General features: G+C 68.6%; 23 protein-coding genes. 3 read left to right on the plus strand and 20 right to left on the minus strand.

All coding sequences use genetic code 11. The features are described from left to right. Positions 1 to 51: 51 nt before the first annotated feature. Positions 52 to 477, plus strand: a complete 426-nt coding sequence (locus H286_RS0106460; RefSeq protein WP_020097529.1) for a rhodanese-like domain-containing protein — start codon at positions 52 to 54, stop codon at positions 475 to 477. Positions 478 to 905: 428 nt separating this feature from the next. On the opposite strand, the gene H286_RS0106465 is transcribed toward H286_RS0106460, so the two are convergent. The 5 genes from H286_RS0106465 to H286_RS0106485 form a co-directional block, all read right to left on the minus strand. After that, complete coding sequence (locus H286_RS0106465) at positions 906 to 1,340, minus strand: cytochrome c oxidase subunit 4 (protein ID WP_018186479.1); 435 nt, start codon at positions 1,338 to 1,340, stop codon at positions 906 to 908. Next, the gene (gene ctaD / locus H286_RS0106470; protein ID WP_018186478.1) at positions 1,341 to 3,083 is read right to left on the minus strand and encodes an aa3-type cytochrome oxidase subunit I; all 1,743 of its coding nucleotides are present in this window, start codon (positions 3,081 to 3,083) and stop codon (positions 1,341 to 1,343) included. Beyond that, positions 3,083 to 3,985: an aa3-type cytochrome oxidase subunit II gene (gene ctaC / locus H286_RS0106475; RefSeq protein WP_018186477.1), complete on the minus strand. Its 903-nt coding sequence runs from the start codon at positions 3,983 to 3,985 to the stop codon at positions 3,083 to 3,085. The genes ctaD and ctaC overlap by 1 nt, the downstream gene beginning before the upstream one ends. Positions 3,986 to 4,099: 114 nt before the next feature. Next, entirely contained in the window at positions 4,100 to 4,465 is a 366-nt protein-coding gene (gene erpA, locus H286_RS0106480; RefSeq protein ID WP_018186476.1) for an iron-sulfur cluster insertion protein ErpA, read from the minus strand. Positions 4,466 to 4,580: 115 nt separating this feature from the next. Next, positions 4,581 to 5,972: a dipeptidase gene (locus H286_RS0106485; RefSeq protein ID WP_018186475.1), complete on the minus strand. Its 1,392-nt coding sequence runs from the start codon at positions 5,970 to 5,972 to the stop codon at positions 4,581 to 4,583. Positions 5,973 to 6,024: 52 nt separating this feature from the next. On the opposite strand from H286_RS0106485, the gene H286_RS0106490 reads away from it, so the two are divergent. Next, positions 6,025 to 6,585, plus strand: coding sequence for a DUF3043 domain-containing protein (locus H286_RS0106490; RefSeq protein ID WP_018186474.1), 561 nt, complete (start codon positions 6,025 to 6,027; stop codon positions 6,583 to 6,585). A gap of 67 nt (positions 6,586 to 6,652) precedes the next feature. Here the strand turns inward: H286_RS0106490 and H286_RS0106495 are convergent, their stop codons facing one another. The 5 genes from H286_RS0106495 to dnaE all read right to left on the minus strand — a co-directional run bounded on the left by H286_RS0106495 (position 6,653) and on the right by dnaE (position 14,214). Next, positions 6,653 to 7,672 carry a quinone-dependent dihydroorotate dehydrogenase gene (locus tag H286_RS0106495; protein ID WP_020097530.1) on the minus strand — a complete coding sequence of 340 codons (1,020 nt, stop codon included), beginning with the start codon at positions 7,670 to 7,672 and terminating at the stop codon, positions 6,653 to 6,655. A 25-nt stretch (positions 7,673 to 7,697) separates the two neighbouring features. After that, a complete protein-coding gene (nrdR, locus tag H286_RS0106500) occupies positions 7,698 to 8,171 on the minus strand; it encodes a transcriptional regulator NrdR (protein ID WP_018186472.1) in 474 nt (157 codons plus the stop codon). A gap of 13 nt (positions 8,172 to 8,184) precedes the next feature. Then, the gene (gene hisD / locus H286_RS0106505) at positions 8,185 to 9,486 is read right to left on the minus strand and encodes a histidinol dehydrogenase (protein WP_018186471.1); all 1,302 of its coding nucleotides are present in this window, start codon (positions 9,484 to 9,486) and stop codon (positions 8,185 to 8,187) included. Between the two features lie 20 nt (positions 9,487 to 9,506). Further along, positions 9,507 to 10,631 carry a hypothetical protein gene (locus tag H286_RS0106510; RefSeq protein ID WP_020097531.1) on the minus strand — a complete coding sequence of 375 codons (1,125 nt, stop codon included), beginning with the start codon at positions 10,629 to 10,631 and terminating at the stop codon, positions 9,507 to 9,509. 64 nt (positions 10,632 to 10,695) lie between these two features. Further along, complete coding sequence (gene dnaE, locus H286_RS0106515; RefSeq protein ID WP_020097532.1) at positions 10,696 to 14,214, minus strand: DNA polymerase III subunit alpha; 3,519 nt, start codon at positions 14,212 to 14,214, stop codon at positions 10,696 to 10,698. Positions 14,215 to 14,262: 48 nt separating this feature from the next. On the opposite strand from dnaE, the gene H286_RS0106520 reads away from it, so the two are divergent. Then, positions 14,263 to 14,736, plus strand: coding sequence for an NUDIX hydrolase (locus H286_RS0106520; protein WP_018186468.1), 474 nt, complete (start codon positions 14,263 to 14,265; stop codon positions 14,734 to 14,736). 37 nt (positions 14,737 to 14,773) lie between these two features. On the opposite strand, the gene H286_RS0106525 is transcribed toward H286_RS0106520, so the two are convergent. The 10 genes from H286_RS0106525 to H286_RS0106570 all read right to left on the minus strand — a co-directional run bounded on the left by H286_RS0106525 (position 14,774) and on the right by H286_RS0106570 (position 23,400). Continuing rightward, the gene (locus H286_RS0106525) at positions 14,774 to 15,694 is read right to left on the minus strand and encodes an RluA family pseudouridine synthase (protein WP_020097533.1); all 921 of its coding nucleotides are present in this window, start codon (positions 15,692 to 15,694) and stop codon (positions 14,774 to 14,776) included. Further along, positions 15,681 to 16,292: a signal peptidase II gene (gene lspA, locus H286_RS0106530; RefSeq protein WP_020097534.1), complete on the minus strand. Its 612-nt coding sequence runs from the start codon at positions 16,290 to 16,292 to the stop codon at positions 15,681 to 15,683. Before lspA ends, H286_RS0106525 begins: the two co-directional genes overlap by 14 nt. A gap of 11 nt (positions 16,293 to 16,303) precedes the next feature. Next, positions 16,304 to 16,921, minus strand: a complete 618-nt coding sequence (locus tag H286_RS0106535) for a DivIVA domain-containing protein (RefSeq protein WP_018186465.1) — start codon at positions 16,919 to 16,921, stop codon at positions 16,304 to 16,306. A gap of 114 nt (positions 16,922 to 17,035) precedes the next feature. Beyond that, complete coding sequence (locus tag H286_RS0106540) at positions 17,036 to 17,338, minus strand: YggT family protein (protein WP_018186464.1); 303 nt, start codon at positions 17,336 to 17,338, stop codon at positions 17,036 to 17,038. 4 nt (positions 17,339 to 17,342) lie between these two features. Further along, positions 17,343 to 17,798, minus strand: a complete 456-nt coding sequence (locus H286_RS0106545; RefSeq protein ID WP_018186463.1) for a cell division protein SepF — start codon at positions 17,796 to 17,798, stop codon at positions 17,343 to 17,345. A gap of 32 nt (positions 17,799 to 17,830) precedes the next feature. Continuing rightward, on the minus strand, positions 17,831 to 18,517 hold the full coding sequence (locus H286_RS0106550; protein ID WP_020097535.1) for a YggS family pyridoxal phosphate-dependent enzyme: 687 nt from the start codon (positions 18,515 to 18,517) through the stop codon (positions 17,831 to 17,833). Between the two features lie 7 nt (positions 18,518 to 18,524). Next, entirely contained in the window at positions 18,525 to 19,685 is a 1,161-nt protein-coding gene (ftsZ, locus tag H286_RS0106555; RefSeq protein WP_020097536.1) for a cell division protein FtsZ, read from the minus strand. 157 nt (positions 19,686 to 19,842) lie between these two features. After that, positions 19,843 to 20,859, minus strand: coding sequence for an FtsQ-type POTRA domain-containing protein (locus H286_RS0106560; RefSeq protein ID WP_020097537.1), 1,017 nt, complete (start codon positions 20,857 to 20,859; stop codon positions 19,843 to 19,845). A gap of 2 nt (positions 20,860 to 20,861) precedes the next feature. Beyond that, entirely contained in the window at positions 20,862 to 22,262 is a 1,401-nt protein-coding gene (murC, locus tag H286_RS0106565) for a UDP-N-acetylmuramate--L-alanine ligase (RefSeq protein WP_020097538.1), read from the minus strand. 64 nt (positions 22,263 to 22,326) lie between these two features. Beyond that, a complete protein-coding gene (locus H286_RS0106570; protein WP_020097539.1) occupies positions 22,327 to 23,400 on the minus strand; it encodes a UDP-N-acetylglucosamine--N-acetylmuramyl-(pentapeptide) pyrophosphoryl-undecaprenol N-acetylglucosamine transferase in 1,074 nt (357 codons plus the stop codon). Position 23,401 lies beyond the last annotated feature (1 nt).

Below are 23,401 nucleotides of genomic sequence, written 5' to 3' on the forward strand. Positions count from 1 at the left end.
TGACCGAATGGTCGGACCCCGCCGCTTTCGTGTGCCCGTAGCGTCGGTCACATGATCCCATCCCCAGCATCCGTCCTCTCCTACTTCGAGACGAAACTCCTCGTCGAGACCGATCCGAGCGACGTCTATGCTTCGCAGCGCGCGGGCGATGCTTTCGTGCTCGTCGATGTGCGCGACACCGATGCCTGGGATCAGGGTCACGCCTCGGGTGCGATCCACATCCCCCACGGTCAGATCGCGTCGCGCGCCGCAAGCGAGATCGCGCAGCACATCCCGGTGGTCGTCTACTGCTGGAGCCCGGGATGCAACGGCGGAGCCCGCGGTGCTGTGGAGTTCGCACGACTCGGCTACGCGGTGCGGGAGATGATCGGCGGGTTCGAGTACTGGGCGCGAGAGGGGCTGCCCGTCGAGGGCCTAGAAGGGCCGCTCCCCCGACGTTTCGACCCCCTGGTGATGCCTGTACGCCCGCCGCGGTGACACCCGCCTGAGACCGGCGCGTGGGCCCGCGTCCGAAAGCTATGGCGATCAGTGCCCACGGTGGCCTCGCCCGGGGCGCCAGGGTGTGCGCGTCGGCGTCATGTGCCCCACCTGAGCCTGGCCCTGGTTCGGATGAGGATAGGCACGTGGGGATGCAGGGGGAGCTGTGTCCGCGGCCCCGGAGCGCAGCGGGGCATCCTGCTCGCGGTCACCCGCTGCATCTTCCGAAGCGGTGGGATCCAAGAGCATCATCGATGACCGACACGCGACCAGCACAGCGGGGGGGGATCAGCGTTGCTGGCCTCTCGAGCTCGTCGCTATGGCTGTGCGACTCGGCCTGCCGGCGCGCCCGGGTTCGGCGCCCTCAGATGCCACGAAAAACGCCGTCCGCCACGGTGGTGTGGCGGACGGCGTTGTGTATGCGCGGCTCAGCGGGCGAAGTAGCCCCGGTAGTACTCGTAGACCCAGCCGACGATGGCGACGACGAAGATGCCGACACCGATCGGGATCATGAACTCGCCGACGGCAAGGCCGATGAAGGCGATCGCCGCGGAGCCGGCGAGCACCAGCGGCCACCACGACCAGGGCGAGAACTCGCCCATCTCGGGGTCGCCGTCATCGATGTCGGCCGTCAGGGAGTCCTCGGGGAGGGTTCCGCCCTGGGCCTTCTCGACGCGGCTCGAGTAGAAGGCGATCATGGCGGCCATCATCGTCACGAAGACGAGGCCGACAGAACCAACCCATTCGATGCGGTTGAAAACCGGCAGCTGCGGGTGGGCCAGGATGTTCCAGCCCACGTAGACCACAGCGACGAGGGCGAAGAAGGCGGAGAGCACCCACCACAGGTTGACGTTGGTCTTCACTTACTTGACCTCACCATTCGTCAGATCGACCACGGGCGCGTCGGGTGCATCCTTCGCAGGACCGACACCCACCGGGATCCCGGCCTCGGGGTGGTTCAGGTCGAAGGCGGGCCGCTCGCTGCGGATGCGCGGGATCGACGTGAAGTTGTGGCGCGGCGGCGGGCAGCTGGTCGCCCACTCGAGCGACCCGCCGTAGCCCCACGGGTCGTTGACGGTCACACGCGGCGCCTTGCGGGCCGTGATCCAGACGTTGAGCAGGAATGGAACCATCGATGCCGCAAGGATCATCGAGCCGACGGTCGACACCTGGTTCTGCCACGTCCAGCCGTCCTGGCTCGCGTAGTCCGCGTACCGGCGGGGCATGCCGTCCGCACCCAGCCAGTGCTGGATGAGGAACGTCATGTGGAAGCCGATGAACAGCAGCCAGAAGTGCACGAGGCCGAGACGCTCGTTCAGCATCTTTCCGGTCCACTTGGGCCACCAGAAGTAGAAGCCGGCGAACATCGCGAAGACGACGGTACCGAAGACGACGTAGTGGAAGTGGGCCACGACGAAGTACGAGTCGGAGACGTGGAAGTCGAGCGGCGGCGACGACAGGATGATGCCCGTCAGACCACCGAACACGAACGACACGAGGAATCCGAGCGCGAAGACCATCGGCGTCTCGAAGGTGATCGACCCTCGCCACATCGTGCCGATCCAGTTGAAGATCTTCACACCCGTCGGAACGGCGATGAGCATCGTCATGAGAGCGAAGAACGGCAGCAGCACCGCGCCGGTCACGTACATGTGGTGCGCCCACACAGAGACGGACAGAGCCGCGATGGCGATCGTGGCGTAGACCAGCGTCTTGTATCCGAAGATCGGCTTGCGGCTGAACACCGGGAAGATCTCGGACACGATGCCGAAGAACGGCAGCGCGATGATGTACACCTCGGGGTGACCGAAGAACCAGAAGAGGTGCTGCCAGAGCAGGACGCCACCGTTGGCCGGGTCGTAGATGTGGGCACCGAGGATGCGGTCGGCCGCAGCGGCGAAGATCGCCGCTGCGAGGACCGGGAAGGCCATCAGGATCAGGATGCTGGTGACCAGGGTGTTCCAGCTGAAGATCGGCATGCGCCACATCGTCATACCCGGAGCGCGCATGGTCATGATCGTCGTGATGAAGTTCACACCACCGAGGATCGTGCCGAAACCACTCATGCCGAGACCCAGCATCCAGAGGTCGCCACCGGCGCCGGGACTGAAGCTTTCACTCGCCAAAGGCTGGTAGGCGAACCATCCGAACGCGGCCGCACCCTGAGGGGTGAGGAAGCCTGCGACGGCGATGGTGGAGCCGAAGGTGAACAGCCAGAACGCGAAGGCGTTCAGACGCGGGAAAGCGACGTCCGGAGCACCGATCTGCAGCGGGAGGAGTGCGTTGGCGAAGCCCGCGAACAGCGGCGTCGCGAACATCAGCAGCATGATCGTGCCGTGCATCGTGAACAGCTGGTTGTACTGCTCCTTGGTCGGCACGACCTGCATGCCGGGCTCGAACAGCTCGGCACGGATGATCAAGGCCATGACGCCACCGAGCATGAAGAACAGCACGGAGGCGATCAGGTACATGTACCCGATGGTCTTGTGGTCCGTGGACGTGATCCACTTCACGACGATGTTGCCCTTGTGCTCGACACGCGAGCTGGTGAGCAGCGCGGCCTGGCGAGGGGGAAGCGTGGGTGCGGGGGGTGCGATGGTGGCCATCAGTTGTTGTGCTCTCCCTCAGCGGCGGGCGCGCCGGTCCCGGGCGCGTTTTGTTGCCGATCCAGTGCGTCGTCGATGTCGCCGGTCTGCCCCTTGGCCTTGAGCGACGCGATGTAGCTCTGGTACTCCGAATCCGAGACGACCTTCACGTTGAAGAGCATCATCGAGTGGTACTGGCCGCAGAGCTCGGCGCACTTGCCGACGAACGTGCCTTCCTTGGTGGGCGTGAAGGACCAGTAGTTCTCACGACCGGGATACATGTCCTTCTTGTAGAGGAAGTCCACGATCCAGAACGAATGGATGACGTCGCGCGACTCGAGCTGCAGCGTCACTTCCTTGTTGACGGGCAGAACGAGCTCGGGGACCTCGTTGGTGATGTTGCCCTGTGCGTCGGTCTGCGCCTGCACACCGATGGTCCACACCGGGTCCTGGGGGTCGTCGCAGTTGTCGCCGTTGTACTGGAAGTCCCACGCCCACTGCTTGCCGATGGCCGTGATGCAGACATCCGGCTTCTCGTACTGGGTCTCGAGGATCGCCTGGTCGCGCGCCGTGAAGGCGAAGAAGCCGAGCACGAGGATGACGGGGGCGATCGTGAAGAACATCTCGATCGGCATGTTGTAGCGGAGCTGGACCGGCAGGCCCGACTGCCCCTTGCGACGCCGGTACGCGATCGCAGCCCAGCCCATGAGGGCCCAGGTGATCACACCGACGGCGAGGACGACGATCCACGACGTGGTCCAGAGGCCGGCGATCATCGACGTGTGGTTCGTCGCCTGCCCGCCCCCCTCATCGAAGCCGGGGAGGAAGCCGTTCGCTGTCGTGGGGCTGCATCCCGCAAGCGCGACCGCGGAGGCGATCGTGAGCGGGAGGGCTACCCAACGGAGTCGGCGGTTGACGCGCACGGTGCACCTTTCGGGGACATGAAGGTCAGACTCATGCCAGTCTAGGGCAACCTCTTACGGGATTCCGGCCATCCGCTCAGGATGCCGGAACCGGTTGAGGTGCCCGGGGATGGATCAGTGGAAGCTGTCGCCGCAGGCGCAGCTGCCCGCAGCATTCGGGTTGTCGATCGTGAAGCCCTGCTCCGAGATCGTGTCCTTGAAATCGATCTTCGCGCCGTCGAGGTAAGGCACCGACATGTCGTCGACGATCACCTCGACACCGTCGAAGTCGACGGTCTTGTCTCCGTCGAGGTAACGCTCGTCGAAGTAGAGCTGGTAGATCAGACCCGAGCATCCGCCGGGCTGAACGGCGACGCGGAGCCGGAGGTCATCACGGTTCTCCTGCGACAGCAGGCTCTTCACCTTGTCGGCCGCGGCCTCGGTGAGGGCGACGCCGTGGGCGGGAACGGTCTCGGTGGACTGCGTGGCGATGTCGGTCATGACTCTCCCCATGGTCGGGCCGCCAGTGCTCTTGAGGAACGGGGGCGGCGTGCTGACACGATTCTACGTCGCCTCTCGGGCTCTGGCCCGGCGGCGCGAGTATCGGCAGGCGGGTTCACTCGGATGCGTCGAGGGACTCGAGCAGGAGCGCCTCGGACACCAGCGCGTGTCGGAACGTGTCCACGTGCAGGGATTCGTTCGGGCTGTGAGCCCGCGCATGAGGATCCTCCACCCCGGTCACGAGGATCTCCGCGCCCGGGAACTCGCGTACGAGGTCGGCGATGAAGGGAATCGATCCGCCCACGCCGATGTCGACGGGCGTGCGTCCGTAGCCGCTCTCGAGGGCGGAACGCGCCTTCTCGACGGCAGGGCCGGACGTGTCGACGAGGAACGGGTTGCCGAAGTCGACGTCGCGGAACGTGAGGCGTGCACCGAACGGCGCGTGGGCGTGCAGGTGCGCCTCGACGGCGGCGAAGGCCTCGGCGGCGGGCTGGCCGGGCGCGACGCGCGTGCTGATGACGACCGTCACCTTCGGCGACAGCGTGTTCGACGCGTTGCGGACACTCGGAGCGTCGATGCCGGTGATCGTGATCGAGGGCTTGTTCCAGATGCGGCTCAGGATCGCGTCGCGTCCGATCGGCGACACACCGTCGGGAAGCCCCGCCTCACTGCGGAGGGTCTCCTCGGTGTAGGGCGGGGTCGCGGCATCCCGGATCGCGAGACCGTCGACGGCCACTGCGCCGTCCTCATCCCACAGCGTGGCCAGCAGCGTGACGGCTGCCATCATGGCGTCGGGCACCGCTCCGCCGAACATCCCGGAGTGGGATGCGTGATCGAGCGTCTCGATGTCGAGGGTGAACCGTGCGTTGCCGCGGAGCGAGACCGTCAGAGCGGGGGTCTCGGAGTCCCAGTTCCCCGAGTCTGCGACGACGATGACATCAGCGCGAAGGGCATCGGCGTTGTCGCTCAGGAACGGCGCGAACGATGCGGAACCCGCCTCCTCCTCACCCTCGAAGAAGAGGTTCACGCCGAGGTCGAAGTCGTCGCCGAGCGCCTCCTTCATCGCCCGGAGAGCGCCGATGTGGGCCATGATGCCCGCTTTGTCATCGGCTGCGCCACGCCCGTAGATCCGGCCGTCGCGGAGCGTCGGCTCGAAGGGCGGGGACTCCCACAGGGACTCGTCGCCGACGGGCTGAACGTCGTGGTGCGCGTACAGCAGGATCGTCGGCCGGCCGTTGCGGGGTGCACGGGTGGCGAGGACGGCGGGCATCCCCTCCTCCCCCGTTTCGGGGATGACGGCCGTCTTGACCTCGACGCGTTCGAAGATGCCGAGGTCGTCGACGAGGGCCTTCACCGCGTCGGCGCTTCGCTGCACCTCGGCGCGGTCGAACCCCGGGAAGGCGACGGACGGGATGCGGACGAGGGAGCCGAGATCGGCGAGGGCGGCGGGGACCTGGGTGAGGGCCGCCTCCCGCACCGCGGCGGACCGAGAGGTGTCGGAAGTCATGCGGGTAATCTTATGTGGCACGCCTTTTCCGCCGATTCCGAGGAAGCGCCCCGTGGCACAGACACCTCCCCCTGCCGACACCGCCCCCGACGCCCCCACGGGCGCGGGGAAGAACCGCCCGACGCCGACGCGCGCCGAGCAGGAAGCGGCACGGAAGCGGCCCCTCGTCGCCAACACCAAGGAGGCCCGCGCCCGCGCGAAGGCTGAGCTCGCTGCCCAGCGCGAGAAGGCCCGCGTCGGCATGGCCAACGGCGACGAGCGATACCTGACGCCCCGCGACCGCGGTCCCCAGCGCCGGTTCGCCCGGGATTACACGGACGCCGGCTGGCACTTCGGCGAGCTCATCATGCCGCTGTTGGTGATCGTGATCCTCTTCGCGCTCGTTCCGAACACCGCGATCGTGTTCTACGCGTACGTAGGGCTCTGGGCTTATCTGCTTTTCGTCGTCGCGGACATGGCCATCCTCTCTCGCAAGGTGAAGAAGCTCGCCGCCGCGAAATGGGGTGACCGCCGCGAGAAGGGTCTCGGCTGGTACGCCGCGATGCGCTCCGTCCAGATGCGCTTCATGCGCCTCCCCAAGCCGCAGGTCAAGCGCGGCGAATACCCGCACTGATCTCCGACGACGAAGGGCCCGCACACGATCGTGCGGGCCCTTCGTCGTTCAGATGGGATGCCGCCTGTCAGCGCGCGAGGCCCCGGTTCAGCTGCCTTGCCCACAGGGGTCCGCGGTACACGAACGCGCTGTACCCCTGAACGAGGTCGGCACCGGCTGCGAGACGCTCGCGGACGTCGTCGGCCGTCTCCACTCCCCCGGCGGCGATGACGCAGAACTCGGCCGGGACCGCGGCTCGGACGCGACGGAGAACCTCGAGCGAACGCTCGCGCAACGGTGCGCCGGAGAGGCCGCCCGCCCCCATCGCGTCGACGCGGGCAGCATCCGTCGTCAGCCCGGAACGAGCGATCGTCGTGTTGGTCGCGACGATCCCGGCGAGGCCGGCGTCCACCGCCATCCTCGAGATCCCGTCGATCTCGTCGTCGGAGAGGTCGGGAGCGATCTTGACGAGCAGGGGCGTGTCTCCTGCGGCATCCTTCACCGCCGTCAGCAGTGGCCGCAGCGTCTCGACCGCCTGCAGGCCGCGGAGCCCGGGCGTGTTCGGCGACGACACGTTGACGACGAGGTAGTCCGCGACCGGGGCGACCAGGCGGGTGCTGGCGACGTAGTCCGCTGTCGCATCCGCGACGTCGACGACGCGGGACTTGCCGATGTTGGCACCCAGGACCGGTCGCCGTCGGCGACGGCGCATACGAGCGAGCCGCTGCGCGACGACGGCAGCGCCCTCGTTGTTGAACCCCATCCGGTTGATGAGGGCGCGGTCCGCCGGCAGGCGGAACAGGCGCGGGCGGGGATTGCCATCCTGCGGGATCGCCGTCACGGTACCGACCTCGATGTGACCGAACCCGAGGGCATGCAAGCCGAGGGCGCCGATGGCGTTCTTGTCGAAGCCGGCGGCGATCCCGAACGGCGAGTCGAAGACGAGACCGAGCGCCTCGGTCCGAAGCTCCGGGGCCGGACGGGTCAGCGCCCGGGCCACAGCCGAGAAGGGCGGCACGGCGGCGACGCGGATGACGGCCATCCCGAGATGGTGGGCGGTCTCGGGATCGAGGCGACGGAGGACGAGGTCGAAGAGGAGTCGGTACATCGGCTCCCAGCCTAGAGGTGAGCGCTCAGGCGTCCTGTCGCGGAACGCGCTGTGCCTGGTCTGCGCGGAGCAGAGCGATCGCGGCGTCGAAGTCATCGAGCGTCTCGAACGCCTGGTACACACTCGCGAACCGGAGGTACGCGATCTCGTCGAGTTCGCGCAGGGGGCCGAGGATCGCGAGCCCGATCTCGTTCGTATCGATCTGCGAGACGCCCGTCTGACGCACCGCCTCCTCGACGGCCTGAGCGAGCATGGCGAGATCCGCTTCGGTGACCGGTCGACCCTGGCACGCCTTGCGGACGCCGGACATGACCTTCTCGCGGCTGAACGACTCGATCACGCCGGAGCGCTTGATCACGTTCAGGCTCGCGGTCTCGATCGTCGAGAACCGGCCCCCGCACTCGGGGCACTGGCGACGACGACGGATGCTGAGTCCGTCGTCGCTCGTGCGGGAGTCGATGACGCGGGAGTCGGAGTGACGACAGAACGGGCAGTGCATGGCGGCATCCAGCCTACGCGTCGAAGCGCGCCGTGACGGCCTCGCCGTGGGCGGGGAGCACCTCGGCCGTCGCGAGGGTCACGATGTCGTCGTGGACGGCCCGCAGTGCGTCGCGGTCGTACGTGATGACCTGCTGAGGACGCAGGAAGGTGGATGCCGACAGCCCGGAGGCGTACCTGGCCTGACCGCCCGTGGGGAGCACGTGATTGCTGCCCGCGAGGTAGTCTCCGAGGCTCACGGGGGTCCACGAGCCGACGAAGACGGCACCCGCGTTGACGAAGTCCTCCGGACGAGGATCGCGCAGGTGCAGCTCGAGGTGCTCGGGCGCGTACGCGTTGCTGAAGGCGGTCGCCGTCGCGAGGTCGTCGACGAGGACCACGGCGGACTGCACGCCGGCGAGGGCTTGGGCGACCCGCTCGGCGTGGTGAGTCGCCGCTGCGCGGCGCTCGACCTCTTCGACGACGGCTTCGGCGAGGCCGGCCGCATCCGTGACGAGGACCGCTGCGGCTTGCTCGTCGTGCTCGGCCTGGCTGACGAGGTCGGCGGCGACGAGACGCGCGTCGGCGGAGTCGTCGGCGACGATGAGGATCTCGGTGGCGCCTGCCTCGGAGTCCGTGCCGACCATGCCCGCGACGACCCGCTTGGCGAGCGCGACGAAGTTGTTGCCGGGACCCGAGATGACATCGACGGGTGCGAGGTCCAGCTCGGCCACTCCGTGCGCGTACGCCGCGACGGCGCCCGCGCCACCCATGGCATAGACCTCGGTGATGCCGAGGAGCTTGGCCGCAGCCAGGATGACGGGGTGCACCCGTCCGCCGTGGTCGCGCTGCGGGGGCGAGGCCAGCGCCACCTCGGCGACGCCCGCCACCTGCGCCGGGACGACGTTCATGACGACGCTCGACGGGTACACCGCCTTGCCACCGGGGACATAGACACCCGCACGGCGCACGGGACGCCAGTACTGCTCCACCCGCGCGCCCGGACCGATATCGGTCACCACCGGCGAGGGCACCTGAGCGGCCGACGCGAGGCGGACCCGTGAGATCGCGTTCTCGAGCGCGCCCCGGATGGATGGATCGAGGGAGGCGAGCGCCTCGTCGAGGTGCGCGGCGGGAACGCGGATGGCGTGATCGCTGACGCCGTCGAACCGTGCCGCCTGCTCGCGGAGCGAGACCTCGCCCCTCTCCGCCACATCTGCGACGACGGCGGCAGCCGTGGCCAATGCCTCATCCCGCGCTGCGGTGGCTCGGGGAACGGCGGCGAGCAGGTCGGCCGGTGTGACGGCGCGACCCCGGAGGTCGATCGTGCGGAGCATCCCTCCAGGGTAACGGCGGGTCAGCCTCGGGTGACGCCGGAGACGTCCGTGAGGTAACCGATGCGGCCGTCCTCGTGGCGGACCACGAAGGAATCGCCACGGTCCTCGATCACGAGCGCCCAGGCCGTCGGGCCGATGCGGAAGACCGGCGCGCCGCTCTCGTCGACGACGTCGCGCTCGACAGGAGCCAACGCCCAGAACGCCTGCTGGGCGGAAGCCGCAGCCGGAGCCGGCTCGTCGTCGTCGATGGGGTCTCCGTACGGGGCCGGGTCGGGATCGACCGACGGCGCCGCCATCGTGTACCGCGCGTCCGAGATCGGCCGCGCCACGACCGGGCGCGCGCGACGGGCGACGCGGTGCGACAAGGTCTCGGCACGGTGCAGGAAGTCCTCGTGGAACGGCGGGATGAACGGAGCGAGGACGGTCAGCACGACGCCCGCAGCCATCAGAAGCACCTCGACCCAGACGACCCAGCTGCTGAGCCACACGCCGACCGCGACGCCGCGCGCGATGTTCGTCCACAACCAGCTCAACCACACGACCGCCGAAACGGCGAAGGCGACGGAGGCGAACTGGTCGATCCCCAGGGATCCGACCCGACGGATGCCGTCGGGCGAGAACCGGCGGAGCGTGATCAGGAACACCGCGACCGTGGGCGCGCCGATGGCGAGGACCCAGTCGATTCCCGAGGTCCAGACGCTCGTTCCGCCGAGGAGGCTCGTGTACTGGTTGTCGGCGTAGAGGGGGAAGAACGAGAACAGGAAGGCGAGCACCCACACACCGAGCAACGAGATCTCGCGGAGCGAGAACGGGCCGATGCCGTACTGCGGCGGGATGTGGCCTTCAGAGGCTTCGACCGTCGCCGGCTCGTCCGGAGACGGCTGCGGCTCGACGGGCGCGACCTGCGGCTCGACGTCAGCGACCGTATCGGCGGCGTCGTGATCGACCGATGCGGGCACGGCCTCCGCGGGGGAACCGGGGGCATCCGCGGCATCCGTGGAGAAGTCGTAGGCCTGGGTCTCCATGTCGAGAGTGGACGTCTCGTGCGGCGCGGCCTCGGGCGCGCGGACCACCGTGACGTCGAGGTCTTCGACGGGGCTCCCGGCGTCGTCCGGCGATTCGGGGTTCGTCTTCTGGTCGGTCACGATGCTCCTTCCGAACAGCGCTGATCAGCGCCGCCTGCGATCCTACCCGCGTCGTCTCAGCGAATCAGCCCAGGCACTGCGGCCCGAGCAAGCCCTTCAACTCGCCGTAGAGGTCGACCGTCACCCCTACCTGGGCCGGGACCTCGAACACCTTCGCGACACCGCCGCGATGCAACTTGAGGGTCACCTCGGTGTCGCCGGGATGGCGGTCGAGGACGGCGGCGAGCTGTCCGATCGTCGTCTCGGTCGCGCGGTGTTCGGGCAGCAGCAGGACGAGCGGGCCCGCGGCATCCACCGATCCGAGATCGGGGACGAACGCCGATTGACCGTGGAGGTTGCGGCCGTCGTCGCGCTGCGAGACGCGACCTCGAACGACGAGGATCGAGTCCGCCACGAGCATCGACTGGAACTCCGTGTACGTCTTGCCCATGAACATGACGGTCACCTCACCGTCGAAATCCTCGACGGTGATCATGCCGTACGGGTTGCCGCTCTGCTTGGCGACGCGGTGCTGGACGCTCGTGACGAGCCCGGCGATGGTCACCGTGTCGCCGTCGGAGATGTCCTCCGACACCAGCAGGTCGTGGATCGAGGTCGACGCGTGCTTGGCGAGCGGGATCTCGAGACCCGCGAGCGGGTGATCCGAGACGTAGAGACCGAGCATCTCGCGCTCGAAGGCGAGCTTGTCCTTCTTCGTCCATTCGGGCCGCTCCGGCACGCGCGCGACCTGCTGCGGCTCGTCGTCGCCCCACAGGCTGTCGAAGTCGAAGCCGACCTCGCCGTTCGCTTCGCGGCGCTTGTCGAGGACGGCCTGTTCGACCGCATCCTCGTGGATCTCCATGAGGGCACGCCGGGTCGATCCGAGCGAGTCGAAGGCGCCGGCCTTGATGAGCGATTCGACGGTGCGCTTGTTGGCGACGTGGACCGGGACCTTGCCGAGGAAGTCGTGGAAGCTCGCGTACGGACCGTCCGAGCGGGCCGACACGATCCCGTCGACGACGTTCGTGCCGACGTTGCGGACGGCGCCGAGGCCGAAACGGATGTCCTCGCCGACGGCGGCGAAGAACCGGATGGACTCCCCCACGTCGGGCGGCAGCACCCGGATGCCCATGCGGCGGCACTCGTTGAGGTAGACCGCCATCTTGTCCTTCGAGTCGCCGACGCTCGTGAGGAGGGCGGCCATGTACTCGGCGGGATAGTGCGCCTTCAGGTAGGCCGTCCAGTAGGAGACGAGGCCGTACGCGGCGGAGTGGGCTTTGTTGAACGCGTAGTCCGAGAACGGCAGGAGGATGTCCCACAGGGACTTGATCGCCGCTTCGCCGAAGCCGCGCTCCTTCATACCGCCCGAGAAGCCCTCGTACTGCTTGTCGAGCTCGGACTTCTTCTTCTTGCCCATCGCCCGGCGGAGGATGTCGGCCTGACCGAGGGAGAACCCGGCCACCTTCTGCGCGATGGCCATGACCTGCTCCTGATAGATGATCAGGCCGTAGGTCGTGTCGAGGATGTCCCGCAGCGGTTCTTCGAGCTCGGGGTGGATCGGGGTGATCGGCTGGACGCCGTTCTTGCGGAGCGCGTAGTTGGTGTGCGAGTTCGCACCCATGGGCCCGGGTCGGTACAGCGCGATGACGGCCGAGATGTCCTCGAAGTTGTCGGGCTTCATGAGGCGCAGGAGCGACCGCATCGGCCCGCCGTCGAGCTGGAACACGCCCAGCGTGTCACCACGGCTCAGGAGGTCGTACGCGGCACGGTCCTCGAGTTCGAGGTGTTCGAGGTCGAGCTCCTCGCCTCGGTTCGTCCGGATGTTGTCGAGCGCGTCCGAGATGATCGTGAGGTTTCGCAGCCCCAGGAAGTCCATCTTGATGAGCCCGAGCGTCTCGCACGACGGGTAGTCGAACTGCGTGACGATCTGGCCGTCCTGCTCGCGGCGCATGATCGGGATGATGTCGATCAGCGGTTCGCTCGACATGATGACGCCGGCCGCGTGCACGCCCCACTGACGCTTCAGGCCCTCGAGTCCGAGCGCGCGGTCGAAGACCGTCTTGGCGTCGGGGTCGGTGTCGACGAGGGAGCGGAACTCGCTGGCTTCCTTGTAGCGCGGGTGCTTGGCGTCGAACATGCCGCCGAGCTCCATGTCCTTGCCCATGACGGGCGGCGGCATGGCCTTCGTGAGGCGCTCGCCCATCGAGAACGGGAAGCCGAGGACACGACCGGCATCCTTCAACGCCTGCTTCGATTTGATCGTGCCGTAGGTGACGATCTGCGCGACGCGCTCGGACCCGTACTTCTCGGTCACGTAGTCGATGACCTCGCCGCGGCGCCGGTCGTCGAAGTCGACGTCGAAGTCGGGCATCGAGACGCGGTCGGGGTTCAGGAAGCGCTCGAAGATGAGGCCGTGCTCGAGCGGGTCGAGGTCGGTGATGCGCATCGCGTACGCGACCATCGAACCGGCGCCGGAACCGCGGCCGGGACCGACGCGGATGCCGTTGTCCTTGGCCCAGTTGATGAAGTCGGCGACGACGAGGAAGTACCCCGGGAACCCCATCTGGAGGATGATCCCGGTCTCGTACTCGGCCTGCTTGCGGACGCGATCGGGGATGCCGCCCGGGTAGCGGTAGTGCAGGCCCGCTTCGACCTCCTTGATGAGCCAGCTGTCCTCGGTCTCGCCGTCGGGCACGGGGAAGCGCGGCATGTAGTTGGCGGAGGTGTTGAACTCCACCTCGCACCGCTCGGCGATCAGCAGGGTGTTGTCGCACGCCTCGGGGTGGTCACGGAAGAGCTGACGCATCTCCTGCGCCGTCTTGATGTAGTAGCCGTCGCCGTCGAATTTGAAGCGGTTCGGGTCGTCGAGGGTCGAGCCGGACTGGACGCACAGCAGCGCCTCGTGCGCGTCGGCCTCGTGCTGGTGCGTGTAGTGCGAGTCGTTCGTCGCGACGAGCGGGATGTCGAGATCCTTCGACAGTCGGATGAGGTCGGTCATCACCCGGCGCTCGATCGAGAGGCCGTGGTCCATGATCTCGGCGAAGTAGTTCTCCTTGCCGAAGATGTCCTGGAACTCGGCCGCGGCCGCGCGGGCGGCCTCGTACTGGCCGAGCCGCAGGCGGGTCTGCACCTCGCCGGAGGGGCACCCGGTCGTCGCGATGAGGCCCTTGCCGTAGGTCTGTAGGAGCTCGCGGTCCATGCGGGGCTTGAAGTAGTAGCCCTCGATGCTCGACAACGAGCTGAGTCGGAAGAGGTTGTGCATGCCCTCCGTGCTCTGGCTCCACATCGTCATGTGGGTGTAGGCGCCCGAACCGGAGACGTCGTCGCTCTTCTGGTCGGGCGATCCCCACGCCACGCGCGACTTGTCGCTGCGGTGCGTGCCGGGGGTGACGTAGGCCTCGAGGCCGACGATCGGCTTGACGCCGGCGGCCTGGGCGGCTCGGTAGAACTCGAAGGCCGCGAACGTGTTGCCATGGTCGGTGACGGCGATGGCCGGCATCCCGTAATCGGCCGCCGCCTGCGTCATCGCGCCGATCTTCGCGGCCCCGTCGAGCATCGAGTATTCGCTGTGGACGTGCAGGTGAACGAAGGAGTCGGATGCCACCCATCGAGTCTACGTTCCGGTTCTGACACGGCGCCTAGGCTGGTCCACATGACCACCCCCGAGTTCGTCCTCGCGCTGCGCGAGAAGATCGGCACCGCTCCGCTCCCCCTCGTCGGGGTGACCGCGATCGTCTTCCGCGACGAGAAGGTCCTGCTCGGCAAACGCGCCGACAACGGCGAATGGCAGGCGGTCTCGGGGATCGTCGAGCCCGGCGAGGAGCCCGCCGACACCGCCGTCCGCGAATGCCTCGAAGAGGCGGGAGTGGTCGTCCGGGCGACGCGGCTGGCGGCTGTGCAGCAGATCCCCCGCATCGTCTACGCGAACGGCGACGAGGTCGACTACCTCGATCTCGTCTTCCGGTGCGACTGGGTCTCGGGCGATCCGCATCCCGCCGACGGCGAGCTGACCGAGGTCGGCTGGTACGGGCTCGGCGAACTCGTCGAGGTCGATCAGACCCACGTGCGCAAGATCGCGCTCGCGATCGCGGAGGACGACCCGGCGTCGTTCACCGGCGGCCGCTGAGCCCTCATCACTCGCGGGGCCTTCGCTCGGAGAGCCCTCACTGGTCGCGGAGGATCTCCAGCGCCCCGGCCAGGTCGGCCGGGTAATCCGAGCGGAAGGTCGCCCAGTCCCCCGTCGCCGGGTGGGCGAACGAGAGCTCGTGGGCGTGGAGCCACTGACGGGTGAGTCCCAGGCGCTGGGCCAGAGTCGGGTCGCCGCCGTAGAGCGGATCGCCGACGCAGGGATGCCGGTGCGCGGCCATGTGCACGCGGATCTGGTGCGTGCGGCCGGTCTCGAGATGCACCTCGAGCAGCGAGGCCCGCGGGAACGCCTCGAGCGTCTCGTAGTGGGTCACCGAGTCCTTGCCGTCGGGGACGACCGCGAACTTCCACGAGTGGTTCGGATGCCGGCCGATCGGAGCGTCGATCGTGCCGACGAGGGGGTCGGGATGCCCCTGCACCACCGTGTGGTAGATCTTGTCGACCTCCCGCTCTTTGAAGGCGCGCTTGAGCGCCGTGTAGGCGCGCTCGGTCTTCGCCACCACCATCAAGCCGCTCGTCCCCACGTCCAGCCGATGGACCACGCCCTGGCGCTCGGAAGCCCCGGAGGTGGCGATGCGGAAACCGGATGCGGCGAGGGCGCCGACGACCGTCGGACCCTCCCAGCCGAGCGACGGGTGGGCAGCGACACCGGCGGGCTTGTCGACGACGACGATCTCGTCGTCGTCGTGGACGATGCCGAGGTCGGGGACCGCGATCGGGACGATCTCGGGTCCGCGCTTGTCCTCCCAGTCGACCTGCAGCCAGGCGCCGGCGACGAGCTTGTCGGACTTGCCGACGGGGCGCATGTCCTGCTGGACACCGCCACCCTCGGCGACCTCGGCCGCGAAGGTCCGAGAGAATCCGAGGAGCTTGGCGAGGGCGGCATCCACCCGCGTGCCGTCGAGCCCGTCGGGGACGGGGAGACTACGGCTGGGCATGAGGGTCCGCGGGTGCCGGGACGTCCGCGTCGCTGGCGGCGTCCGCGGTCGCGGCATCCTTCTCACGGGTGCCGTCGAAGCGACGGCCGAGCAGCACCAGGACGGCGACCGCGATCATCATCGTGACGATGAACATGTCGGCGATGTTGTAGATGGCCGACGGGAACCACAGCCACAGCCAGGGGGTGTGGATGAAGTCCACGACGTGCCCGACGAGGAAACCCGGCGCACGCAGCAGCCGATCGGTGAGGTTCCCGAGGATGCCGCCGAGGAGAAGGCCGAGCACGATGGCCCAGGCGCGGGAGCGCACACGGGTCGCCGCGAGAGCGACGATCGTCAGGGCCGCGGCGGCGAGGACGAGGGTGAACACCCAGGTCACGCCCTCCCCCAGGGAGAACGCCGCACCGGGGTTGAACGTCAGATAGAGCTGGAGGAAGTCCCCGAGGATCGGCACGGCCTGCCGCTCGGGCAGGTTCTGGAGGGCGAGGTACTTGGTGAACTGATCAGCGGCCAGCACCAGCACCGCGAGGATCGCGATGGTGGTGCCGGCCGCTGCGGCGCGCAGTGTCGTCCGCTTCGCGGACGTTCGGCTCGACAACGTGCGAGTGGTCAGGACGCGGAGATGGGCGTCGAACCCGAGGTGCCGGCGACGTCGAGGTCGCGCAGCTTCTCTTCGATGAACCCGCGCAGCTGAACGCGGTAGTCGCGCTCGAACTGACGAAGCTCGCTGATACGGCTCTCGAGGGTGCCGCGCTCGCTCTCGAGGCGGGTGATCTCGTCGCGCGCCTTCGAGCGTGCGTCGTTGAGGATGGCGTCGGCTTCGGCCTGCGCCTCGGAGATGAGCTTCTCCTTCTGCGCCTTGCCCTCGGCGACGTGCTCGTCGTGCAGGCGCTGGGCCAGCTCGATGATGCCGGCCGACGCGGCGACGGGAGCGGAGCCGGACGAGGCGGGAGCCTCCGCGGCGGGCTCGGCAGCGGGAACCTCTTCGAGGAGTTCGGTCTGCGGTGCGGCCTCGGCCTGCGGTGCGGACTCGGTCTGCGGGGCGGACGTCTCACCGGACTCGAACGCGGCGAGCTTCGCCTTCAGTTCTTCGTTCTCAGCGATCGTCTTGCGCCACTCGACGACGATCTCGTCGAGGAAGTCGTCGACCTCATCGGGGTCGAAACCCTCTTTGAAGCGAACATGCTGGAACTGCTTGGTGACGACGTCTTCGGGAGTCAAAGGCATGTGTCTTTCCTCTTTCGGGGCTCAGGAAGCGGGCCGGTCAACGAAGACCCGCGAGGCGCGAGCCGTACCCCGACAGCATAGTCCGCGGCTGTCACGGGTGCGACGACAGGTCGGTCAGACGCGGCTCAGGACCTGCGTGATGGACAGCAGCACGAAGCAGCAGAGCATCGTGAGGGGGAACGCGAGATCCAGTGCGATCGGACCGATGCGCAGCGGGGGGATGAAGCGGCGGAAGAATTTGATGGGCGGGTCCGTCACGGTGAACACGACTTCCGCAACGACGAGCCAACCACCGCGCGGACGCCACTCCCGATTGAACATCGGGATGTACTCCAGAACCAGACGTGCCAGGAGGAACAGCACGTAGATGAGCAGGAGCGCGTTGAGGATCCCGGCGATGAGGCCGATGACCGACACGGCGTCAGTGCGTGAAGGGGGCGGAGTCCGCGTCGCCCTGAGCGATCGCGCCTTCGCCGGACACTGCGACGTTCTCGGGCGACAGCAGGAAGACCTTGCTCGTCACGCGCTCGATACGTCCGTACAGACCCAGCGAAAGACCGCTCGCGAAGTCGATGAGGCGTCGCGCGTCGGCGTCGCTCATCTGCGAGAGGTTGATGATGATCGGGATGCCGTCGCGGAAGTTCTCGGCGATCGCCTGCGCGTCGCGGTACTGCTTGGGGTGGACCGTGACGATCTCGCTCACCGTCGCCGGAGCGGGCTGACGGACGACCGCGGGGCGGTGGATGGGCGTCACCGGCGCCGTCTTGTTCTCGACCTGCTTCTCCCGACTCTCGCGGCGGGGAGCCGGCTCCTCGTAGACCTCTTCCTCGTCGGCGAGGCCCAGGTACACCATGGTCTTCTTGAGCGGGTTCGACATCGCATCCTCCGTATTGCTCGTCTGTGACGAGGCTATCCGTGCACGGGCCTCGGGCCCGTGATTGCCGAACCGATCCGCAGGTGTGTCGCACCCGCTGCGATCGCCTCGGCGAAATCGCCGGTCATGCCGGCGGAAATCCAGTCGGCATCCGGCACCACGGTGCGGATGCGGTCGGCATAGGTGGCCAGCCGCGCGAAGGCCGGAGCCGGCTCTTCGTCCAGCGGCGCGACGGCCATGATGCCGCGGAGGCGCAGCGACGGACACGTCGCGGCGATGTGCTCGGCGAGTTCCGTGACGCCCGAGGGCGCGACTCCCCCTCGTCCGGGATCCTCGGTCAGATTGACCTGGATGAGCACGTCGAGCCTGTCGCCGTCGTCGTCGGGGCGTGCCGCGTGCAGCGCGTCGGCGAGGCGGGCCCGATCAAGCGAGTGCACGGCGTCGGCATCCCTCCGGACGGCCTTCGCCTTGTTGGTCTGCGCCTGCCCGATGAAGTGCCAGCGGAGCGGCACGCCGTCGTAGGTCTCGCGCTTCGCGCTGAGCTCCTGCTGACGGTTCTCCCCGACGTCGGTCACGCCGAGCCCGGCGAGCTCTTGGACGAGCTCGACGGGGTGAAACTTCGTGACGACGATCCGGGTGATCCCCGATGGATCGCGGCCCGCCGACCGAGCGGCATCCGAGATGCGCGCGTCGATGTCGGCGAGCCGCGAACGCAGATCCACGATCCGGTTACTTCAGGAAGTCGGGGATGTCGAGGTCGTCGTCGCCGAACGCCGAGTCGTAGTCACTCGACGAGGACGGCGCGGAGACCGACACCGACTCACGCGAACCGGCGTTCTCGGCGGCTGCGAGGTCGCGAGCCACCGTGTCGGCCGGCAGCGGCGGCAGGACCGGGGCGGATGCCGGGCGGCTGGCCGTGATCGGCTCGACCTTCACCTGGGGCTCGCCACCGTCGAAGCCGGCGGCGATGACGGTCACCCGCACCTCGTCGCCGAGGGTGTCGTCGATGACCGTACCGAAGATGATGTTGGCCTCGGGGTGCGCGGCCTCCTTCACCAACTGGGCTGCGTCGTTGATCTCGAAGATGCCGAGGTTCGAGCCGCCCTGGATCGAGAGGAGCACACCGTGGGCGCCCTCGATCGACGCCTCGAGGAGAGGGGATTCGACCGCGAGCTCGGCGGCCTTGATCGCACGGTCGGCGCCGCGCGCCGAGCCGATGCCCATGAGCGCGGAGCCCGCGCCCTGCATGACCGACTTGACGTCGGCGAAGTCGAGGTTGATGAGACCCGGGGTGGTGATCAGGTCGGTGATGCCCTGCACACCGGCGAGGAGCACCTGGTCGGCCGTGGCGAACGCCTCGATCATCGAGATGCCGCGGTCGCTGATCTCGAGGAGGCGGTCGTTCGGGACGACGATGAGGGTGTCGACCTCTTCCTTCAGCTTCGAGACGCCGGACTCGGCCTGGGTCTGACGGCGACGACCCTCGAACGAGAAGGGCTTCGTGACGACACCGATCGTGAGGGCGCCGATCGACTTCGCGATCCGTGCGACGACGGGTGCGCCACCGGTACCGGTGCCACCACCCTCGCCCGCGGTCACGAAGACCATGTCGGCGCCGGCGAGGGCCTCTTCGATCTCCTCGGCGTGATCCTCTGCGGCGCGACGGCCCACCTCGGGGTCGGCGCCGGCGCCGAGACCGCGGGTGAGCTCACGTCCCACGTCGAGCTTGATGTCGGCGTCGCTCATGAGCAGCGCCTGTGCGTCCGTGTTGACGGCGATGAACTCGACGCCGCGAAGGCCGAGCTCGATCATTCGGTTGACGGCGTTGACACCGCCACCACCCACGCCAACGACCTTGATCACAGCAAGGTAGTTCTGGTTCTGGCTCACGCCGGCCTCCGTATCGTCCTGAACCTCGAGTGCAAACCTTCAACCTCAACCAGAGGTTTAAAGAATTGCCGAGTATGCAATTCCTGATTCCGAAGGTATGCGGCGACGGGGCGGCCGCCCGCACCGTGGCGGCGTGTCGTCGGATCGGATTCTCGAGTCAGCGGATGACGACCGCATCGGGCGAGGAGATGTCGTACTCCTCGACCTTCGAAGGCGGCCGAGCCGCCATCGCCGCCTTCAGCACGCGCGCCTTCTCGACGGCATCCTCGACGCTCCCCCAGACGACGTCCGCGCCGTCGATCGTGAGTGTGACGTCATCCGGAGTGGTCGCCGACATCGCCGTGACCGCGGCCTTCAGATCCGCCGGCAGGGACCGGTAGACGGCTCCGACGGCACGGAAGGTGCGCGACCCGGCGCCGCCCGCGGCATCGATGACGGGATACCCCTCGGGTGCGTCCTTCGTGGTGCCCAGCACGACTCCGGCCGCGTCGACGAGAGAGGCACCCGCTTTCGTCTTCACGACACCGACAGGCGTCCGCTCGACGATGCGGACGACGAGTTCCTGGGGCGGCCTCGCCTCGATGGAGTAACTCTCCACGAGAGGGAACGCGACGAGCGCCGCCTTCACGGCGCTCGAGTCGACGAGGGCGAGCGGAGTCCCCATCTCCCCCGAGAGCGCCTGCTCGACGGCGGCGGGGGCCAGGCGATCCGTGCCCAGCACCGTGATCTTCGACACCGCGAAAAGCGGACTGTAGGCCGTCGCGACAGCGCCGAGCCCGACCAGGACGACGGCAGCGAGCGCTCCGAGCCAGGCGTACCGTCGGCGGCGCTGGCGCACCGTGAAGCGCCGGACCTCGCGGCGCAACGCGCGGCGGCGAGCCCGAGCCGCAGCCCAGACGTCGCGGACGCCGAGCGGACGCTCCGTCTCGGCATCCGCTTCTGCCTGCGCGTCGTCGGCGGGGGTCGGGGAGGCGTCGAACGGGACGACGGGAGCCAGACGCCCCGTCGCGACGGGCGGTTCGGCGACAGCGGGCTCGGATGGCGTCGGCTCGGCGGCGGGAGCCTCGACCGCGGGCGGCTCAGGGATGGCCTCACGCCGCCGCGGCCGCTCCGGGAGCGCCTCGCGTCGCTGACCTGCCGGCGGCGTCGACGGGAGCGGGGACGGCCGCCGCATCGTCAGTCCTGCCCTTGCCCGAGGGCGTCGAGCACCTGCGGGATGATGCGGTACACGTCGCCGCATCCGAGGGTGATGACGTAATCCCCCGGCTGGGCGACGGATGCGGTGTACTCGGCCGCCTGCTGCCAGTCGGTGACGAAGTGCACCCGATCCTGATCGGCGAACGCGCCGCTCACCAGTTCGCCGGTGACGCCCGGCACGGGGTCCTCGCGCGCGCCGTAGACGTCGAGGACGACCGTGTGGTCGGCGCGGGATTCGAGTACCTCGGCGAACTCGCGGTACATCGCCTGCGTGCGGGAGTAGGTGTGGGGCTGGTGGAGCGCGATGATGCGCCCCTCGCCGACGACCGTGCGAGCCGCGGACAATGCGGCGTCGACCTCGGTCGGGTGGTGCGCGTAGTCGTCGTAGACCGACACGCCCGCGCGGATGCCGTGGAGCTCGAACCGCCGGACCGTGCCGCCGAACTCCTCGACCGCACGGAGCGCCGATCCGAGGTCGTACCCCAGCGTGAGCAGGACGGCGACGGCGCCGGCGGCGTTGATGGCGTTGTGCGCACCGGGAACAGCGAGGGCACCGGATGCCGCCTGTCCCCCGTGATGGACGGTGAAGGACACCGGCCCCTCGGTGACGATGTCGGTCACACGGACGTCGGCGTCGGCAGACGTTCCGAACGACACGACGTTCGGGTGCGAGAGCGAGGCCGCGACCTCGCGGGCACCGGGGTCGTCGGAGGAGATGACGACGGCCTGGGAGGCGGCATCCGCGAACCGGACGAAACCCTCGTAGAACGCCTCGCGCGACCCCCAGTGGTCGAGGTGGTCGGGGTCGACGTTCGTGATGAGCGCGACGGCCGTGTCGTAGAGCAGGAAGGATCCGTCGGATTCATCCGCCTCGATGACGAAGAGATCGTCGGACCCGGTGCCGCTCGAGACGCCGATCGAGGAGATGACGCCGCCGTTCACGAAGGTCGGATCGGCTCCGATCGCCCGGAGCGCCGTCACGATCATGCCCGTCGACGTCGTCTTGCCGTGCGCCCCGGCGACGCTCACCAGCCGGCGGCCGCCGACGAGCCAGTGGAGCGCCTGCGAACGGTGGATGACGGCGACGCCGCGCTCCTTGGCCCGGAGGTACTCGGGGTTCTCGGGCCAGATCGCGCCCGTGAAGACCACCGCGTCGACGTCGTCGGGCAGGTTCGCCGCGTCGTGACCGACGTGGACGACGGCGCCGCGGGACGCGAGAGCGCGCATCGCGTCGCTGTCGGAACGGTCGGACCCCGACACGCGGATGCCGCGGTCGAGGAACATCCCGGCGAGTCCCGACATCCCGGAACCGCCGATCCCGATGAAGTGCGCGGCGGTGATGTCCGTGGGGATGGGGAGCGAGAGATCGGGGCGAATCATGGCCCGTCAAGTCTAGGTCGGGCCCGCCGGGAGGATGCTGCGGCGCGCTGGAGCCGGCGCCGCGTCAGCGGGCCAGGGCGCGATCGATGAGCGCGACGACGTTCTCGGTGCCCGTGCGCGTTCCGACCGCGGTCGCGGCCGCGCGCATCCGGTCGAGCGCTGCGGCATCCGTGAGGAGCGGCACCACCGACGAACGGATGCGATCCCCGCTCAGCTCGGCGTCGGGGACGAGGACGGCCGCCCCGGCCGCGACGGCGGACGCGGCGTTGAGGGCCTGTTCGCCGTTACCGACCGCGTACGGGACGTAGACGGCCGGGATGCCGAGGGCGCTGATCTCGCTCACGGTCGCCGCTCCGGATCGCGACACGATCGCATCTGCCAGGGCGAAGGCGAGGTCCATCCGGTCGATGTACGGGACGACGCGGTAGGCCGGATCGTCCGGGTCGGCGATGTCGTTGCGCTCCCCCGCCGCGTGGAGGATCTGCCATCCCGCGGCGACGACGTCCTGCCAGGAATCGGCGAGGGCACGGTTGATGCGGACGGCGCCCAGCGACCCGCCGAAGACGAGGAGGACCGGCCGGTCCGCGTCGAGTCCGAACGCGGTTGCCGCCTCATCCCGCAGGGCGGCTCGGTCGAGATGCACGATTTCGGGCCGCAGCGGCATCCCGACGACTTCCGCTCCCCGCAGGGGCGTCCCCTCGAAGGCGACCCCGGATGCCGCGGCTCGCCGCGCGCCCAGCACGTTGGCGAGCCCCGGCTTGGCGTTGGCCTCGTGCACGACGACGGGAACGCCGGCGCGCCCCGCGGCGACGTAGGCGGGGGCCGAGGCGTACCCGCCGAAGCCGACGACCACGTCCACCCCGCGCTCGCGGATGTGCGATCGGACCTGGCGCACCGCGCGCGCGAAACGCGCCGGGAAGCGGAGGGCCGCGGCATCCGGTCGACGCGGGAACGGCACCTTGTCGACGAAGAGCAGCTCGTAACCGCGCTGCGGCACCAGCCGCGCCTCGAGTCCCTCGCGCGTCCCGAGGACGAGGACGGTCGCGCCGGGCTCGCGCGCGGTCAGAGCGTCGGCGACGGCGAGTAGCGGATTGACGTGGCCCGCGGTCCCGCCGCCGGCCAGAAGGTACGTGGTCACC

Source organism: Microbacterium sp. 11MF, assembly GCF_000383475.1.
GTDB lineage: Bacteria > Actinomycetota > Actinomycetes > Actinomycetales > Microbacteriaceae > Microbacterium > Microbacterium aquilitoris.

Bases quoted from the DNA above. Each gene is read 5' to 3' on its own strand.
- H286_RS0106460 (WP_020097529.1), top strand. From the start codon at position 52: ATGATCCCATCCCCAGCATCCGTCCTCTCCTACTTCGAGACGAAACTC.
- ctaD (WP_018186478.1), bottom strand. From the start codon at position 3,083: ATGGCCACCATCGCACCCCCCGCACCCACGCTTCCCCCTCGCCAGGCC.
- erpA (WP_018186476.1), bottom strand. From the start codon at position 4,465: ATGACCGACATCGCCACGCAGTCCACCGAGACCGTTCCCGCCCACGGC.
- H286_RS0106485 (WP_018186475.1), bottom strand. From the start codon at position 5,972: ATGACTTCCGACACCTCTCGGTCCGCCGCGGTGCGGGAGGCGGCCCTC.
- H286_RS0106495 (WP_020097530.1), bottom strand. From the start codon at position 7,672: ATGTACCGACTCCTCTTCGACCTCGTCCTCCGTCGCCTCGATCCCGAG.
- nrdR (WP_018186472.1), bottom strand. From the start codon at position 8,171: ATGCACTGCCCGTTCTGTCGTCACTCCGACTCCCGCGTCATCGACTCC.
- hisD (WP_018186471.1), bottom strand. From the start codon at position 9,486: ATGCTCCGCACGATCGACCTCCGGGGTCGCGCCGTCACACCGGCCGAC.
- H286_RS0106520 (WP_018186468.1), top strand. From the start codon at position 14,263: ATGACCACCCCCGAGTTCGTCCTCGCGCTGCGCGAGAAGATCGGCACC.
- H286_RS0106525 (WP_020097533.1), bottom strand. From the start codon at position 15,694: ATGCCCAGCCGTAGTCTCCCCGTCCCCGACGGGCTCGACGGCACGCGG.
- H286_RS0106535 (WP_018186465.1), bottom strand. From the start codon at position 16,921: ATGCCTTTGACTCCCGAAGACGTCGTCACCAAGCAGTTCCAGCATGTT.
- H286_RS0106545 (WP_018186463.1), bottom strand. From the start codon at position 17,798: ATGTCGAACCCGCTCAAGAAGACCATGGTGTACCTGGGCCTCGCCGAC.
- H286_RS0106560 (WP_020097537.1), bottom strand. From the start codon at position 20,859: ATGCGGCGGCCGTCCCCGCTCCCGTCGACGCCGCCGGCAGGTCAGCGA.
- murC (WP_020097538.1), bottom strand. From the start codon at position 22,262: ATGATTCGCCCCGATCTCTCGCTCCCCATCCCCACGGACATCACCGCC.